This is a genomic window from Enterobacter asburiae (assembly GCA_011754535.1).
Taxonomy (GTDB): domain Bacteria; phylum Pseudomonadota; class Gammaproteobacteria; order Enterobacterales; family Enterobacteriaceae; genus Enterobacter; species Enterobacter cloacae_N.
Genome location: JAAQVN010000001.1, coordinates 626,955 through 642,659, shown reverse-complemented (window position 1 = coordinate 642,659; position 15,705 = coordinate 626,955). Strand labels below are relative to the sequence as shown.

Genomic DNA, 15,705 nt, shown 5'->3' with positions numbered 1-15,705 from the left:
TCGCGCTCAAAACCAGAGTGTAGCCTGTTTTACCCGTGAAAGTCCTCAGGCGCACACAATGCGAACATCCTGCGCCGCCAGCGCGTCAAAAACGCCCTGCTCCATCCCCTCTTCCACCACCAGCACGTCAATGTCGCGGCTCTTCGCTACCACAAAGCGCGCGACGCCAGGAAGCTTGTCTGCGGTCAGGGCCACAATGGTCTGGGTGCTCCGGGCAATCACGGCTTTTTTAAACTCGCAGTCGGCAAAATCAAACCCCGTAAGCCCCGCCTCAGGATCCATCGCACAGCCGCCGATAAAGGCCTGATCGAAGATAATGTCCTGAATCTGGCTCGCCGCCGTAGCGCCAACCGTTCCGCCGGACGCTCGCTGGACCTGCCCGCCGGTGACAATCACCTCGCACAGAGGATGCAGCAGCAGCTCCGCGGCAATCGCCGGAGAATTGGTCACCACCGTGACGTTAAGATCCGCCGGAAGGGCTTTTGCCAGCGCCAGGTTTGTTGTCCCTGCGTCGATAAAAATGCACCCACCTGCCTGAACCAGTGTTGCTGCTTTCTGCGCGATTGTGTGCTTTTCTGCACTTATTTTCTGCTCACGGCTGAAAAAACTGCCCGCATCCGGAAGCTGAAGCACCGCGCCGCCGTAGACCTTTTTACAATAGCCCTCTTTGCTAAGTTCATGTAAATCACGGCGAATAGTGTGCTCGGACACGTTCATCTGGCTCGCCAGCTCGGTACAGACCACCCTTCCGCTCTCCTGAAGGATCTGTCGGATCCGCTCTTGTCGCTGTTCAGGAAAAGCTGCATAATCGAGCATTTAAAGTCCTTTGAAAAGTCTAATCGAGTATCAATGCGCATAATGTTGCATAACCGCGCAACACAAACAACGAGGGTAACTATGAATATTGCACATGTCGCACTCTGGACCCGCAGCCTGAACGCACAGGTTCAGTTCTGGGAAACGGTTTTTAATGGCCGCAGCAACGAACGCTACGTCAGTAAAAATCGCCCCGGTTTCGAATCACACTTTATTACCCTGGATGACGGGCCGACCATCGAGCTGATGACGCTGCCGGACCTGCCGGACGCCCCCACGCACCCGGAGTTTATCGGCTGGGCGCATATCGCCATCAACGTCGGCAGCAAAGCGCAGGTGGACCGTATGGCAGCGCAGGCACAGGCAAACGGCACGCTGCTCAGCGCCCCGCGCATGACCGGAGACGGCTTTTATGAAGCGGTGATCGCGGACCCGGACGGCAACCGCATTGAGCTTGTCGGTGCATAAAAACAACGTTTCGCTCCTTCACCGCCCCTGCCCCGGCTCGCTATACTTCATATGGTTATCATATTGTTAAATGATAATGATAGTTAATGTGTTAAGATGAAAGGCAGCATAAACAGTCCCTTACGTACCCACCGGGACGGTTTGCATCTCGACATTTAAATCAGCACCGGGGCGGTGAATGGAACACATTGTGTATGTGGTTGATGACGATGACGCAGTCAGGCAGTCCGTAATCGGGCTGCTGGAATCAGCGGGCCTGAACGCCGTCGGCTTTTCATCGGCAGAAACGTTTCTTCAGCATCGCTTTGAGGATCTGCCGTCGTGCGTGATCCTCGACATGCAAATGCCCGCCATCTCGGGCTTTGAGGTGGCTGACGCGCTCAAGGACAGCGGGCGCGAGATCCCGATTATTTTTCTCACCGGCCACGGCACTATTCCGATGTCGGTGCGCGCCATTAAAGGCGGCGCGTACGAATTTCTCACCAAGCCCGTCGAATCCACTGCGCTTATCGACGCCATTGAATCCGCGCTTCAGCTGGCGGAACACAACGCCGCGCGCAATAAAGAGCACTACGCCCTGAAGCAGCGCCATCTGTCCCTCACGCCGCGCGAGCACGAGGTGCTTGAGCTTGCCATCACCGGCAAGCTCAACAAGCAGATTGCCGCCGAGCTGGGCGTCAGCGAGATCACGGTGAAGGTGCACCGCCGCCGCGTGATGGAAAAAATGCAGGTGCGCTCCGTGGCCGAGCTGGTCAGGGCCGTTGAGCGCCTGACCAAAAGCCAGCCCGCGGAGTAACGTTTACCCTTCCTGCGCCGCCAGCGGCAGCGCAAAGGTAAACACCGTGCCGTGCGGCTCCCGGCGGCGCGCGCTCAGCTTCCCGCAGTGTCGCTCGATGATGCTGGCGCTGATGGTCAGCCCCATCCCCATCCCCTGCGGCTTGGTGGAGTAGAACGAGTCAAAAATCTGCTCCAGCCGCTCGGGCTCAATGCCGCTGCCGGTATCAGCGATCTCGACGATCACTTTTCCGTCCGCGTTGCCGGTGCTGAGGGTAATGGTGCTGGCGCGATCCTTCACCTCGGCCATCGCCTCTACCGCGTTCATCACCAGATTCAGCAGCACCTGCTGGATCTGCACGCTGTCGCCGGTGATAAAGCTGTCCTGCGCCTTTAACAGATAATCAACGCTAATGTGTCGCTGCTCCAGCTCGCTGCGGGAGAGCGTGAGGATATGGCGGATCAGGTAGTGCATGTCGATGCGCGAGAAGGTGGGATCCTGCTTGCGCGTCAGGGACTGGATGCTGCGAATGATCTCCCCCGCCCGCGCGCCTTCCGCGGCGATCTCCTCCAGCCCTTCACGCACTTTATCCAGCCGGGCGGGCTCGCGGCTGAGCCAGCGCAGGCTCGCCCCGGCGTTCGAGACGATGGACATCAGCGGCTGGTTGATCTCGTGGGCGATGGAGGAGGTCAGCTGTCCGACGGTGGTGGCCCGGGAAACGCGCGCCAGATCCGCCTGCGCGACCCGCATGGCATCCTCCGCGGCGCGCTGGCTGGTGATATCGGTGATGATGCCGTAGTACTCGTTCACCTCGCTGCCCACGCCCACCGGATCGCCAATGCCGAGGATGTAGCGCGTAGAGCCGTCGGGACGCTTAACGCGAAACTCCGCGCGCATGGAGAGCCCGTCGCGCACGCTCTGGGTGACGATGGCGCTGATGCGGGCGTAATCATCCTCGTGAACGAAGGTCAAAAACTCCGCCATGGAGATCATCTTTTGCTGCTCGGGCAGGCCGAGAATGCGGGCGTACTCTTCCGAGACAAACATCAGATCCTGCTCCAGCTCCCAGCGCCAGCTGCCAGTGTGGCTGATCTGCTCGCCCAGCATCAGCGAGGTCTGGCTGGCGCGTAGCTCTTTTTCCACCCGGCGGCGCTGGATGTTCTCCGCCAGCAGCTCGGCGTACAGCCGCGCCGTCTCCAGGGAGACCGCGGCCTGCGCGCCCAAGAGGCTAACCACGCGCGAGTGCTCGGCGGTGAAGACCTCCGGCATCAGGCGGTTTTCCAGGTAGAGCACGCCCACCAGCCGCGCCTGTTTGAACATCGGAACGCACATAACCGCCGCCCCCGAGGTCACCAGATAGGGATCCTGGCTGAAGGGATGAAACTCCTCCGGCTTACCGGTGCGGATCTCCTGCCCGGTGCGGATCACCGCTGCCAGCACCGACAGCGGCATGTCGGTCGCCGTCGGCACGTCTTTCAGGATCCGCACCCGCACGCCGTCGGTGCTGGTCCAGGCGCTGGCCTCGATCTCCGGGATCAGATTATCACTCACGCGAAGCAGCAGACCGCGCTGCGCCCCGGCGCGTTCGAGCAGGATCGTCATCAGGTTTTCAATCAGGCGCTCAAGATTGATCTCTTCCGACAGCGCGCGGGAAGCTTTGATCACGCTCTGCAGATCGCGGATCGTTTCATTCTGGGCGAACGCCACCGTGTCGTAGGCGCTGGCCTGCCCGGAGGCCAGCAGGTGCGGGAAATCCTGCTCCAGCTGGCGTACCTTAGCCTGCGCGCCCGCGCGGCCCCAGGCGGCAATCGAGCCGCGGAAGTGGGCGTCCGACGCGGTCGGGTAGCCGCAGGCCAGCGCGAAGCGGCCCGCCAGCTCGTGGGCCAGGGCGTTGATCGGGTTAAACCCGCCCTCGCGGGAGAGCCGGACCGCCTTCTCATACTGCTCAAGCGCAATGCTGTTCATCCCGTCCAGACGGACGATTTCGGCGTAGATCAGCGCCTCTTTATCCGCGAACGTGCCGGGATTAACGCGCGCCCAGAGGGCGATTTTGTCGTAGTGAGCGTGGATGCTGCGGCGGTGATTCGCCGAAAACGTCTCCGGCGTCAGCTGACGGGAGAGCGCCAGCGCGCTGTAGAGATGGTAATCCAGCAGATGAATGTGCCCCGGCGCAGACCACGCGTACCAGCCTGCCATCTCGAGATCCGCCTGCGCGTCGGCATACTCGCCGCAGGTAAAGTGCGCCATGCCGCGGTAGAGCCAGTACCAGAACAGCATGGTCGAGGTCTGCTCCGGGGCCTGCTCCGGCGACGCGGGAAGCAGCGTCTCGGGCAGCGCCTGCGACGCGGTCCAGGTACCGATGACCGGCGTGCGCAAAAACTCCACGAAGGTGCGCTGGAGCATCAAAATGGTCTCAACGTCCTGGAAGTGGGTTTTACGCACAAACGCCAGGCCACGATCGATGCTGGTCAACACCCCGTCCAGATGATCGCCCCGCGAGAGGAAGTTAATGACCTGATGGCAGGCCGCAAAGCAGGCTACCGTCATATCCCCGTGGGTCACTGCGGCGGTGAAGCAGGCCTTTGCGCACTCGATGGTAAACGATAAAGGCTGGGTCCAGACGCTGAGCTGGTCGAGGGGCAGCAGGGTTTTGGCTTCGAACGCGTCGTAGCCGTGGCGGTTCACCATCTCGCGGGCCAGGGTGCCGTACTGGAACCCGAGGCGATACTCGGCGTAGCGGTGGCCAATCAGCACGCCAAACCAGGCCATCGCCGTGGTGGAGGCGCCGGTGATGCCGTGGTCGAGCGTCAGGTGCATCATGCGGCAGAGCAGCAAAAAGTGCAGACGCGGGCAGATGAAGCCGGCGCAAATGCTGGCGCTGTAGAGCAGGTTCATCACCGCTTCGGTTTCCGGGTTATCCATCCGCGAGAGCTGGGCAAAAAGATTTTGCGGCGCGTCGCCCGTGCGGTTGCAAAAAAGCGCCCAGGCCTCGTCACAGTCGGCATCTTCCGGATAACGGCCAATCTGAATACCAAAAATCCCCAGCCAGCAGAGCGCCGCCTCCAGCGCCAGACGGCTGTCCGACTGGCGAGTGTAGACTTCCACCAGCAGGTTGGCCGCCAGCGCCTTTTCGGTCAGCCCGCCGGGGCAGCCGAGAATGGCGTCACACAGCTCGCGGGTCCGCTCCAGGTGCCCCAGCGCAAACTCGCAGCCCGCCTCTTCGATATCGAGCATGAAGTCTGACACCGCCCCGGCGTTGCCCAGCGCTCTGGCGGTCTGGATATAGCCGAGCGCCGAAAGATAATCCCCCGTGCGCTTCGCCCGTCGCGCGGCCAGCAGGCTCAGCTCGCGGAACATCTGCCGCTGCGGCGCGGGCTGAATGCTGTCCAGCGCGGCCGTGACGTGGTGAACGGCGCGGAACAGCAGTTCGTTCCCCGCCGCCTGACGCGCGGCGTCGGCCAGCAGGCTGGCTGTGGTCAGGTGAAGATGACTTTTCTCATGCTGATCCAGCAGCGCAAAGGCGGCCTCCTGCACCCTGTCATGGGTGAAGGCGTACTCTTTTTCCGTCAGCACGATGAGCTGGGCCATCACCGCCGGGTGCAGCGCATAGCGCATTTCCGCCATCGACATGCCGACCACGCGGCATATCATCTCCATCTCGCCCGTGCCGCCGAGGCAGGCGAGGCTGCCCAGCAGACGGCGCGTCTCGTCGGGCAGCTCTTCAAGCTGCTCCAGCACCAGAGTCACGACGTTCTCGGTGTAGTGTCGGGCGCGGATCGCCTGCAGATCGTAGTGCCACTTATCCTGATATTTGTTGTGCACCACCAGCCCGTCATCCACGATGCGGCGGAAAAACTCGTGCACAAAGAGCGGGTTGCCCCCGGTTTTTTCATGGATCAGCGTGGCGAGGTCGGTCGTCGCCGCGCTGCGGGTGCGAAATATCGTCGCCAGCCAGCGCGCCACCGCCTTCACGGACAGCGCCTGCGGGACAATTTCAGTCGCGTTTTGCGCTGCCTCCGGCAGGCTCGCCAGCTGCTGTTGCAGTGTCGGTTCGGACAACGAACCGATATCGCGGTGGGCGATTACCAGCAGCAGCGGGATAGCGCCGCAGGTCACCAGCAGATGTTTCAGCGTATGCAGGCTGGCGGCGTCGCTCCACTGAAGATCGTCGAGCACCAGCACCAGCGGGCAGCCCTGAGTGGCAAAGGTTTTCACCAGGGCCAGCACCATATGGCTGAAGCGCGCCCGGGCATCAATGGAAAACGTATCCGCCGAGAAGCGCGGCTTGCTCTCAAGCAGCAGGCCCAGCTCGGGCACCAGGCTGACGGCCAGCGCTTCGTACCCCTCAAGGGCGCGGGAGAGGCGGATTTTCCACTTCGCCACCTCGTCTGCGGGCAGCCCCAGCAGGTGCAGCGTCAAGGTGCGGAACGCGGAGCTTAATACGCCGTAGGGCAGGGACGGCGAAAACTGATCGACTTTCCCCACCGCCAGCAGCACCTTACGCTGCTGCAGCGTTTTGAGCGCCGTCGCGATGATCGACGATTTGCCGATCCCCGACGGCCCGCCGATCGTTACCAGCTCCGGCACCAGGCTCTGCCCCACCCGCTCAAACGCGGCAATGACGTCATTCGCCTGCGGATGCGTCGCGAACAGCGAGTCCGCCAGATGGATCGCCGGGGTGCGGTCCTGCTGGCCGGGGGTAAAGGCGACGATCTCGCCCTCGCAGGTCAGCGTCGCCTGGCAGCGGCGGAGGTCGGCAATCAGCCCGTCGACCGTCTGGTAGCGGTTATCGGGGTGCTTTTCCAGCAGCTTCAGGATAATAGTGGACAGCATTCCCGGCACGTCCGGGCGAATCACGTCCGGGGCCAGCGGCTCCGAGGCAATATGGTAGTGCGCCCAGTTGGTCTGATCGTCCTCCCCCAACTCAAACGGCAGGCGTCCGGTCAGGAGTTCATACAGCACCATGCCGAGGCTGTAGAGATCGCTGCGGCCGTCAACGGGGCGCCGGGTGCGGGTGGTGTGCTCCGGCGACATGTAGGCGGGCGTACCGCCTGAAACGGCAAGCCGGGTCTGGGAAAAGGCGCCGGAGAGGCTGCAGGAGAGGCCAAAGCTGCCCAGACGGCAGGCGCCATCGTGATGAACAAATATCGAGCCGGGCTTGATATCGCCGTGGATCAGGTTTTGCAGGTGCATCTGGCGCAGGGGAGCGCAGATCTGGATCGCCAGTTCGATAAAGCGCGAGATCCCCGAGATCGCCCTGCCCGCGCGCCGCGCCAGCAGTTCAAACGAAAACGGCGCATACACCAGCGCGAAACGTCCCCGGTACTGGGTGGACGCGACGGCGCGGATGGCCCAGCTATCCTGCAGCACGTCGCGCAGGGCAAACTCGTTTTTGAGCAGCCGTGTCGCCCGCTCCTCTTCTTCGTCACTCACCGCGGTGGCAATGATGAACGAGCCGCCGGAATGGGGATGGCGCGCGTTCATCCAGGAGATACCGCCCTCCTGCGCCAGCACGGTAAAAATCACATCCTCTTTAAGGACAAAAACCCGCCCCTGGTGAAGATTCCCCTGGGCGGGCCAGAATGCAGGCTGCTCGTGTTCGTTCATCCGCGATCCTTATCGTCGGCGGGCCAGCTCCCGCTGTATATGATCCAGCAGAATATCGATGTTAATGGGTTTACGCAAAAATGCAGCGGCGCCCAGGCTGAGAGCGTACCGCTGCATATTTTCATCAGCATGACCGGAGATAAAGATCACCGGCGGCGGGGGAACGGCCAGCAGCCGCAGCTTTTCAAACAGCTCCAGGCCGCTCATGCCCCGCAGCTTGATATCGGCGATCACCATCGCCGCGCCGGACAGGGCGAGCGGATGGCTCAGAAATACCTCTGCCGAATCAAACGTGTCGGCGGCATAGCCTTCCGACTCCAGGAGATTACTCAGCCCGCTGCGGACGGAACGTTCGTCATCAATGATGGCAATGCGCCACGGCAGCGTCATGCTGTCTTTCCTCAAACAAATCATTAAACGTCGCGATCGTCCTTCGCGGGCGCAGGGGGCGCCGTGCCGCTGATTTTCGGTACGCATTCGTGACGAAACCAGGCGAGGGTAAGCGGTTCGCGACTCAGTAAACGCCGTCCCACCGGGATGAGCTGTTCGCCCACCAGCATGCCAAACAGGCCAAGCAGGGCGACAACCGGCGGCGCCGGGGAATGGACGTCGAGCAGAGCGTAAATTACCCCAGCACCCACGCCGCACACCAGAGAAATTATCCATGCTTTCATGAGGTCGCTCCCGTCTGCGAGTTGGCCTGCGGAACCGTCACCTGAGGCGGCGGCGCGCCATCGCGGGATAACAGATGGCGCGTCGCCTGTTCACCCGCCAGCATCCCGAGCAGGCCAATCAGCGCCAGCGCGGGCGGCGCGGGGGAGCGCACCTTCAGCACGGCATACATCAGGCCAATCAACACGCCTGCCGCAAGGGATATCAGCCCAGTACTCATTGTGAACTCCAGAGAAAGAGGCAGCGGCGAGCCGGATGAGGGACCAGCCCGCCAGCGGAACTTAGCGAGCCGGAACAGGCGCTAAGGTGCGGTGCTCGCTCTTCTGGCGAGACGGCGCTTTGTGCACCATGGTGTAAGCGTAATCCACGCCCATGCCGTACGCGCCGGAGTGCTCGCGTACGATATCCATCACCGCGGTGTAGGTCTCTTTACGCGCCCAGTCGCGCTGCCACTCCAGCATCACCTGCTGCCAGGTCACCGGGATCACGCCCGCCTGGATCATGCGCTGCATCGCGAAGTCATGGGCTTCTTTGGAGGTGCCGCCGGACGCGTCCGCCACCATATAAATTTCGTAGTCGCCTTCCAGCATCGCGCACAGGGCAAAGCTGTTGTTGCACACTTCGGTCCACAGGCCGGCAACCACCACCTTCTTCTTGCCGTTGGCCTTCAGCGCATCACGCACCTTCTGGTCGTCCCAGGAGTTCATGGAGGTACGCTCCAGGATGTCCTGGCCCGGGAAGACGTCCAGCAGCTCCGGATAGGTGTTACCGGAGAAGCTTTCGGTCTCAACGGTGGTGATGATGGTCGGGATGTTGAACACTTTGGCCGCTTTCGCCAGCGCCACGGTGTTGTTTTTCAGCACCTGGCGGTCAATAGACTGCACGCCAAACGCCATCTGTGGCTGGTGATCGATAAAGATTACCTGACAGTTCGCAGGGGTTAACACTTCGAGCTTTGAAGAGGTCATAGCATTTTCCAGTGGTTAAGGGTAGAAATCGCCGTGAGTGCCACGACGATAAAGTCACCCTCATCCTGCGGTTTTCCGTCGCCGCGCGTAATTATCTCTTCGTATAGTTAACCTTAGGTATAGTTATACTTTGGTATACCTATCCTATTGTATAACTGGATCTTTGCCGAAACCGGTTCCCATAATCCTGACCATTCCCCCTCTCAGTCAGGAGCAGTTATGGTTACCCTCGGTAAAGCCGATCTCATTCTGGTTAACGGCCAGTTTCACACCGTCGATCGCGAAAATCCTGTCGCGGAAGCCGTTGCCGTGCGCGACGGAAAATTTCTGGAAGTGGGTACCGTCGCCGAGGTGATGCAGCACCACTGCGACGGCACCAAAGTGGTCGACTTAAAAGGCCACACCGCCATCCCCGGCCTGAACGACTCGCACCTGCACCTCATTCGCGGCGGGCTGAACTACAACCTTGAGCTGCGCTGGGAAGGCGTGCCGTCCCTGGCCGACGCCCTGCGGATGCTGAAAGAGCAGGCTCTGCGCACGCCGTCACCCCAGTGGGTGCGCGTGGTGGGCGGCTGGACCGAGTTCCAGTTTGCCGAGCGCCGCATGCCGACCCTGGACGAAATTAACGACGCCGCGCCGGATACCCCGGTCTTCATCCTGCACCTGTACGACCGCGCCCTGCTCAACCGCGCCGCGCTGAAGGTGGTCGGCTACACCAAAGACACGCCCAACCCGCCGGGCGGCGAGATCCAGCGCGACGCCAACGGCAATCCGACCGGGATGCTGATTGCCCGTCCGAACGCCATGATCCTCTACGCCACGCTGGCCAAAGGGCCGAAGCTGCCGCTGGAGCAGCAGGTCAACTCCACCCGTCAGTTCATGCGTGAGCTGAACCGCCTGGGGCTGACCAGCGCCATCGACGCGGGCGGCGGCTTCCAGAACTACCCGGAAGATTATGAGGTGATTGCCGAGCTGCACGAGAAAAAGCAGATGACCATCCGCATCGCCTACAACCTGTTTACCCAGCGTCCGGGCCACGAGCTGGAAGACTTTGAAAAATGGACCGACATGCTCACGCCCGGCCAGGGCAGCGACTTCTTCCGCCACAACGGCGCGGGCGAGATGCTGGTCTTCTCCGCCGCCGATTTTGAAGATTTCCTCGAACCGCGCCCTGACCTCGCGCCGGGCATGGAGGACGAACTGGAGCGCGTGGTGCGCCATCTGGTGGAGCACCGCTGGCCGTTCCGCCTGCACGCCACCTACAACGAATCCATCAGCCGCATGCTGGACGTCTTCGAGAAGGTGAACCGCGACATTCCGTTCAACGGCCTGCACTGGTTCTTCGACCATGCGGAAACCGTTACCCAGGCCAACATCGACCGCATCAAAGCGCTGGGCGGAGGCATTGCCGTGCAGCACCGCATGGCCTTCCAGGGCGAGTACTTTGCCGAGCGTTACGGCATCGAAGCCACCCGCCACACGCCGCCGGTGGCGAAAATGCTGGAGACCGGCGTGCCGGTGGGCTTAGGAACGGACGCTACCCGCGTGGCGAGCTACAACCCGTGGACCGCGCTCTACTGGCTGGTCTCCGGGCGCACCGTCGGCGGGATGCAGATGTACGATCACAGCGCCCGTCTGGATCGCGGCACCGCCCTGATGCTCTGGACCCAGGGCAGCGCGTGGTTCTCCAGCGAGCAAAATCAGAAAGGGCAGATCAAAGTCGGCCAGCTCGCCGACCTGGCAGTACTGAGCAAAGACTACTTCCGCGTGCCGGAAGAGGAGATCAAGGGCATCGAATCCGTCCTGACGGTGGTCAACGGCGATATCGTCTACGCCGCAGGCAGCTTTGGCCCGCTCGCGCCGCCGGCCATTCCGGTTCTGCCCGAGTGGTCCCCGGTGGTGAAGGTGCCGGGCCACTACCGCAGCGCGCCACCGCAGGCCGCACGCGTTGGCATGAACCCAATTCACCACTGCAGCGGCCCGTGCGGGGTTCACAGCCACCAGCATGATTTCGCCCGCACGTCAGAGATGCCGGTGTCCGACGATAACGCTTTCTGGGGGGCGCTGGGCTGCAGCTGCTTTGCATTCTGATGAAAAACACCACTATGCCGCCCCGGGTCGACCTGGGGCTGTTCTTCCTGCGCCTGACCGGCAGCCTGCTGCTGCTCTACGTGCACGGCCTGCCGAAGGTGCTGCACTTCAGCGAAGAGCTGACGCGCATTGAAGATCCGTTTGGCTTCGGGCCTTACGCCAGCCTGATCCCGGCAATATTCGCTGAGGTGATCTGCCCGCTGTTGATCATTGCGGGCGTGTACACCCGCCTGGCGTGCCTGCCGATTATCGCCGTGCTGCTGGTGGCGATGCTGGCGGTCCACCCGAACTGGTCAATTGCCGAAGGGCAGTTTGGCTGGCTGCTGCTGATTATCTTCACCACCCTCGCCCTCACCGGGCCGGGCCAGTGGCGGCTACAGCGTAAGGCAACGGAGAGGTTCGCATGACCCAGGTTAACGACGTTCGCGACGCACACGTCGAGACGACGCCCGCATCGACGGTTTCTCCCTGGCAGCCGCTGAGCCAGCCGGTGTTCCGCATGCTGTGGATCGCCACGGTGGTCTCTAACGTCGGCTCATGGATGAGCGACGTCGGCATCAACTGGAGCATGCTGACCCTGAGCGCCGACCCGCTGGATATCGCGCTGGTACAGGCGGCCAGCAGCCTGCCGATGTTCCTCTTCGCCCTGCCGTCCGGGGTGATGGCGGACATCGTCGACCGACGTAAATACCTGCTCTTCTCCCAGCTGTGGGTGTTCATCGCCGCCGCCGTACTGACGGTGCTCTCCTTCACCGGACACGTTACCCCTACCGTTCTGCTGGTGGCGACGTTTCTGCTGAGCGTGGGCGCGGCGATGAGCTCGCCGCCGTTCCAGGCCGTGGTGCCCGATCTGGTGAGCAAGCCGGAGCTGGGTGCCGCCGTGGCGCTGAACTCGCTCGGGGTGAACATCAGCCGGGCGATTGGCCCCGCGCTGGGCGGTTTTCTGCTGTCGCTCGCCGGGCCGTGGATGGTGTTTGCCCTGAACGCGCTGTCCGTGGTCGGCGTGGCGTGGGTGCTGTGGCGCTGGCGTCCGGCGCCATCCGTGCAGCGCCTGCCGCCGGAGCACTTCTTCTCGGCGGTGCGCTCCGGCATTCGCTACGTGCACGCCGCCCCGGTGCTGCGCAACGTGCTGGTGCGCACCGTGGCCTTCTTCGTTTTCGGGAGCGCGGGCTGGGCGCTGCTGCCGCTGGTGGCGCGCCGCGAGCTGGGCTTAGGCCCGGCGGGCTACGGCGTGATGCTGGCGTGCATTGGCCTTGGAGCGATTGCCGGAGCCATCCTGCTGCCGCGCCTGCGCCAGCGGCTGAACGCCGACCGCCTGATGGTGGCCGCCAGCCTGACCTTTGCCCTCACCATGCTGGCGCTGGCGTTTGTGCGCCACGTCTGGCTGCTGAACCTGTTTGAGTTCTTCACCGGCTTCGCGTGGATTGCGGTGCTCTCCACCCTCAACCTCGGCGCGCAGCGCAGCGCCGCCCGCTGGGTGAAGGCCCGCGCGCTGGCGGTCTACCTGACGGTATTCTTCGGCTCGATGACCGCGGGCAGCGCCATCTGGGGGCAAATCGCCTCGCAGTTCGGCACCCCAACCTCGCTGGTTGTCGCCACGCTGGGGATGGTGCTGGCGAGCGCCACCGTGTTCCGCTGGAAGCTGGGCAAAGATCCGGACCTGAACCTCGACCTCAGCGGCCAGCCGCTGGACGGCGTGGAGATTGACCTGCCGAACGAGCGCGGCCCGGTGCTGGTATCGCACGAGTACATCATCGACCCGCAGAACACGAAGGCCTTCCTGGAGGCGGTACACGAGCTGCGCCGGGTGCGCCGCCGCGCCGGGGCGATGAGCTGGGCGGTGTATGAGGATATTGAGCGCCCCGGTCTGTTTATCGAGACCTTCCTGATGGGCTCCTGGATTGAGCATCTGCGCCAGCAGGAGCGCCACACCATGAATGACCTCCTGCTGCAGAGCCGCGTTCTGGCTTTTCATCAGGGCACAACATCACCGGCAATTCGCTATCTGGTCGCGCCGGTTTAAACATAACAATCACCTGTAGAGGAAGACACTATGGCAACGTTTAAGGCAAAAGACGGCACGCAGATTTACTACAAAGACTGCGGCGCGGGCAAACCGGTTCTCTTCAGCCACGGCTGGCCGCTGGACGGCGACATGTGGGACAGCCAGCTGAACTACCTGGCCGAGCGCGGCTTCCGCGCCATCGCCTTTGACCGTCGCGGCTTTGGCCGCTCGGATCAGCCGTGGAACGGCTACGACTACGACACCTTTGCGTCCGACATCAACGACCTGATTACCACTCTGGATCTACGCGACGTGACGCTGGTGGGCTTCTCCATGGGCGGCGGCGACGTGACGCGCTACATCAACAACTACGGCAGCGCGCGCGTGGCCGGTCTGGCGCTGCTGGGCGCGGTAACGCCAATCTTTGGCAAATCCGACTCCTTCCCGCAGGGTGTGGATCAGAGCGTGTTCGACGGCATTCGCGACGGACTGCGTAAAGATCGCGCCCAGTTCATCAGCGACTTCGCGACGCCGTTCTACGGCACCAACGCCGGGCAGACCGTCTCTGCCGGTGCCCTGACCCAGACGCTGAACATCGCTCTGCTGGCGTCGCTGAAGGGCACCATCGACTGCGTGACCGCCTTCGGCGAAACCGACTTCCGCCCGGATATGGCGAAAATCGACGTGCCGACGCTGGTTATTCACGGCAGCAACGACCAGATCGTGCCGTTTGAAAGCACCGGCAAGCTGGCGGCAGAGATGATCAAAAACGCCACGCTGAAGGTGTACGACAACGCGCCGCACGGCTTCGCGCTGACCCACCAGGACCAGCTCAACGAAGATCTGCTGGCGTTTGTGAAGTCGCTGTAATTTTTTCCAGGCCGGGTAAGGCGCAGCCGCCACCCGGCGCTTTCGCAGACGCGTTCCGCTCCGCCAGCAGCCGACAAATCTCCGCATGCTTCTCCTCGGTGAAGGTAAAGCGCGACATAAAGCCCATTCGGATCAGCGAGCCGATAGCCGGTAACAAACAGATCCCGAAGAACAGCCCCGACAGCACGCCTTCGCTCTGAATTTGCGCCTGCGGCACGTAGCCGATCATCGTCAGAAACACGCCGATTAACCCGCCGCCCACCGCCACCGACATCTTGCCGGTAAAGGTCTGCCCGGAGAAGGTGATCGCCGCGCAGCGCTTGTGGGTGTGGTACTCCGCGTACTCGATGGTGTCGGCAATCATCGACGAGGTGAGGATGTTGGTCATCATCACGAACAGCGTGCTCAGCCCGAGCAGAATAAACAGCATCGTCACCTGCTGATAGCCGACAAACCACATCACCACGCGCACCGCCACGTCCAGCCCGCAGAGGATCATAAACAGCTTCCGCTTCTGCATCCGCCGCGTCAGCATCGGGGCAACCAGGCACAGCACCGCCGCCACGATCCCCATCACGCCAATCGCCATCTGCAGGCTGCCGTCGCCCAGGTTGTTGATAAAGAAGTAGATATACAGCCCGCCCGCCACGTTGTGGAACACGCAGAAAAAGAACGACAGCAGGACGATAAACAGCGGCTTGTTCTGGCGCAGGTTGTGGAAGGTGTCGCGGATGGTCACCTTTTCCGGGCTCGGCGGCACGCGCTCTTTGATCTGCATAAAGCCGTTGAGCATCAGCGGCAGGCCCACCAGCATCATCACCAGCGCCGCCATAAAGTAGCCTTTATCGTTGCTGTACTGGGCGAAGAACGCCGCCAGCTTCGGGAAGAAGATGTTGGCGCAGGCAATCCCCGCGTTCACCCCAAGCATCGCCGCCGTCACCGCGCGGGTGCGCTGGGCGGAGTCGTTGGTCATCACCGACGACATCGACCAGAACGGGATATCGGAGATGGCGTACAGCGTCCCCCACAGGATATAGGTCACCCCGGCGTAGAGGATTTTGGTGGTCATGTCCGCTTCGATTTTATAGAACGACAGCAGCGTGACGCCGGTGATCAGCAGCGGGGCGATCAGCAAAAAGTGGCGAAACTTGCCGAACCGGCTGTTAATGGTGTCCATAATGCTGGCAAACAGCGGATCGTGAACCGCGTCCCACGCGCGGGCAATCAGGAAGATGGTGCTCGCCGCCAGCGCCGAGATCCCCAGCACGTCGGTGTAAAAATAGTTAATAAACGAACCCACTAAACCAAAGCTAAAACACTGACCTAAACCATAGCCAAAATAAGACCACAACTCGCGAGACGGTATTTTCATTGTCGTTGCCATTGTTATATGCCTGCCTGGTTGCCCGGCGGTCGACCACCGGGTCGATATT

13 protein-coding genes are annotated in these 15,705 nt (G+C 62.1%); 6 read left to right on the top strand and 7 right to left on the bottom strand.

Features of this window, described 5'->3' with window-relative positions:
* Positions 1 to 45 precede the first annotated feature (45 nt).
* Positions 46 to 816 (bottom strand): DeoR/GlpR transcriptional regulator, encoded by a 771-nt coding sequence (locus HBM95_02925; GenBank protein ID NIH41894.1) that lies wholly within the window; start codon positions 814 to 816, stop codon positions 46 to 48.
* 81 nt (positions 817 to 897) lie between these two features.
* Here HBM95_02925 and HBM95_02920 point away from each other — a divergent pair, with 81 nt between their 5' ends.
* Complete coding sequence (locus HBM95_02920; protein ID NIH41893.1) at positions 898 to 1,284, top strand: glyoxalase/bleomycin resistance/extradiol dioxygenase family protein; 387 nt, start codon at positions 898 to 900, stop codon at positions 1,282 to 1,284.
* Positions 1,285 to 1,462: 178 nt separating this feature from the next.
* Positions 1,463 to 2,080 (top strand): response regulator transcription factor, encoded by a 618-nt coding sequence (locus tag HBM95_02915; protein ID NIH41892.1) that lies wholly within the window; start codon positions 1,463 to 1,465, stop codon positions 2,078 to 2,080.
* A gap of 3 nt (positions 2,081 to 2,083) precedes the next feature.
* On the opposite strand, the gene HBM95_02910 is transcribed toward HBM95_02915, so the two are convergent.
* From HBM95_02910 to HBM95_02890, 5 genes are all read right to left on the bottom strand, one after another.
* Positions 2,084 to 7,666 carry an AAA family ATPase gene (locus HBM95_02910; protein ID NIH41891.1) on the bottom strand — a complete coding sequence of 1,861 codons (5,583 nt, stop codon included), beginning with the start codon at positions 7,664 to 7,666 and terminating at the stop codon, positions 2,084 to 2,086.
* Positions 7,667 to 7,675: 9 nt separating this feature from the next.
* Positions 7,676 to 8,056: a response regulator gene (locus HBM95_02905; GenBank protein NIH41890.1), complete on the bottom strand. Its 381-nt coding sequence runs from the start codon at positions 8,054 to 8,056 to the stop codon at positions 7,676 to 7,678.
* A 23-nt stretch (positions 8,057 to 8,079) separates the two neighbouring features.
* Positions 8,080 to 8,340 carry a XapX domain-containing protein gene (locus HBM95_02900; protein ID NIH41889.1) on the bottom strand — a complete coding sequence of 87 codons (261 nt, stop codon included), beginning with the start codon at positions 8,338 to 8,340 and terminating at the stop codon, positions 8,080 to 8,082.
* Positions 8,337 to 8,558 (bottom strand): XapX domain-containing protein, encoded by a 222-nt coding sequence (locus HBM95_02895; protein ID NIH41888.1) that lies wholly within the window; start codon positions 8,556 to 8,558, stop codon positions 8,337 to 8,339. Before HBM95_02895 ends, HBM95_02900 begins: the two co-directional genes overlap by 4 nt.
* 61 nt (positions 8,559 to 8,619) lie before the next feature.
* Complete coding sequence (locus HBM95_02890; protein NIH41887.1) at positions 8,620 to 9,306, bottom strand: hydrolase; 687 nt, start codon at positions 9,304 to 9,306, stop codon at positions 8,620 to 8,622.
* A 219-nt stretch (positions 9,307 to 9,525) separates the two neighbouring features.
* Between HBM95_02890 and HBM95_02885 the strand changes: the two genes are divergently transcribed.
* The 4 genes from HBM95_02885 to HBM95_02870 are packed head-to-tail and all read left to right on the top strand — an operon-like array spanning position 9,526 to position 14,272.
* Positions 9,526 to 11,397: an amidohydrolase gene (locus HBM95_02885; protein ID NIH41886.1), complete on the top strand. Its 1,872-nt coding sequence runs from the start codon at positions 9,526 to 9,528 to the stop codon at positions 11,395 to 11,397.
* The gene (locus HBM95_02880; protein ID NIH41885.1) at positions 11,397 to 11,804 is read left to right on the top strand and encodes a DoxX family protein; all 408 of its coding nucleotides are present in this window, start codon (positions 11,397 to 11,399) and stop codon (positions 11,802 to 11,804) included. Before HBM95_02885 ends, HBM95_02880 begins: the two co-directional genes overlap by 1 nt.
* Positions 11,801 to 13,420 carry an MFS transporter gene (locus HBM95_02875; GenBank protein NIH41884.1) on the top strand — a complete coding sequence of 540 codons (1,620 nt, stop codon included), beginning with the start codon at positions 11,801 to 11,803 and terminating at the stop codon, positions 13,418 to 13,420. The genes HBM95_02880 and HBM95_02875 overlap by 4 nt, the downstream gene beginning before the upstream one ends.
* Before the next feature lie 30 nt (positions 13,421 to 13,450).
* Positions 13,451 to 14,272, top strand: a complete 822-nt coding sequence (locus tag HBM95_02870; GenBank protein ID NIH41883.1) for an alpha/beta hydrolase — start codon at positions 13,451 to 13,453, stop codon at positions 14,270 to 14,272.
* Here HBM95_02870 and HBM95_02865 read toward each other — a convergent pair.
* Positions 14,235 to 15,656 carry an MFS transporter gene (locus HBM95_02865; GenBank protein ID NIH41882.1) on the bottom strand — a complete coding sequence of 474 codons (1,422 nt, stop codon included), beginning with the start codon at positions 15,654 to 15,656 and terminating at the stop codon, positions 14,235 to 14,237. The genes HBM95_02870 and HBM95_02865 overlap by 38 nt on opposite strands.
* Between the last annotated feature and the right edge of the window lie 49 nt (positions 15,657 to 15,705).

Excerpts from the sequence above, each read along its gene's own strand:
- HBM95_02925 (NIH41894.1), bottom strand. The coding sequence starts at position 816 with ATGCTCGATTATGCAGCTTTTCCTGAACAGCGACAAGAGCGGATCCGA.
- HBM95_02920 (NIH41893.1), top strand. The coding sequence starts at position 898 with ATGAATATTGCACATGTCGCACTCTGGACCCGCAGCCTGAACGCACAG.
- HBM95_02915 (NIH41892.1), top strand. The coding sequence starts at position 1,463 with ATGGAACACATTGTGTATGTGGTTGATGACGATGACGCAGTCAGGCAG.
- HBM95_02910 (NIH41891.1), bottom strand. The coding sequence starts at position 7,666 with ATGAACGAACACGAGCAGCCTGCATTCTGGCCCGCCCAGGGGAATCTT.
- HBM95_02905 (NIH41890.1), bottom strand. The coding sequence starts at position 8,056 with ATGACGCTGCCGTGGCGCATTGCCATCATTGATGACGAACGTTCCGTC.
- HBM95_02900 (NIH41889.1), bottom strand. The coding sequence starts at position 8,340 with ATGAAAGCATGGATAATTTCTCTGGTGTGCGGCGTGGGTGCTGGGGTA.
- HBM95_02895 (NIH41888.1), bottom strand. The coding sequence starts at position 8,558 with ATGAGTACTGGGCTGATATCCCTTGCGGCAGGCGTGTTGATTGGCCTG.
- HBM95_02890 (NIH41887.1), bottom strand. The coding sequence starts at position 9,306 with ATGACCTCTTCAAAGCTCGAAGTGTTAACCCCTGCGAACTGTCAGGTA.
- HBM95_02885 (NIH41886.1), top strand. The coding sequence starts at position 9,526 with ATGGTTACCCTCGGTAAAGCCGATCTCATTCTGGTTAACGGCCAGTTT.
- HBM95_02880 (NIH41885.1), top strand. The coding sequence starts at position 11,397 with ATGAAAAACACCACTATGCCGCCCCGGGTCGACCTGGGGCTGTTCTTC.
- HBM95_02875 (NIH41884.1), top strand. The coding sequence starts at position 11,801 with ATGACCCAGGTTAACGACGTTCGCGACGCACACGTCGAGACGACGCCC.
- HBM95_02870 (NIH41883.1), top strand. The coding sequence starts at position 13,451 with ATGGCAACGTTTAAGGCAAAAGACGGCACGCAGATTTACTACAAAGAC.
- HBM95_02865 (NIH41882.1), bottom strand. The coding sequence starts at position 15,656 with ATGGCAACGACAATGAAAATACCGTCTCGCGAGTTGTGGTCTTATTTT.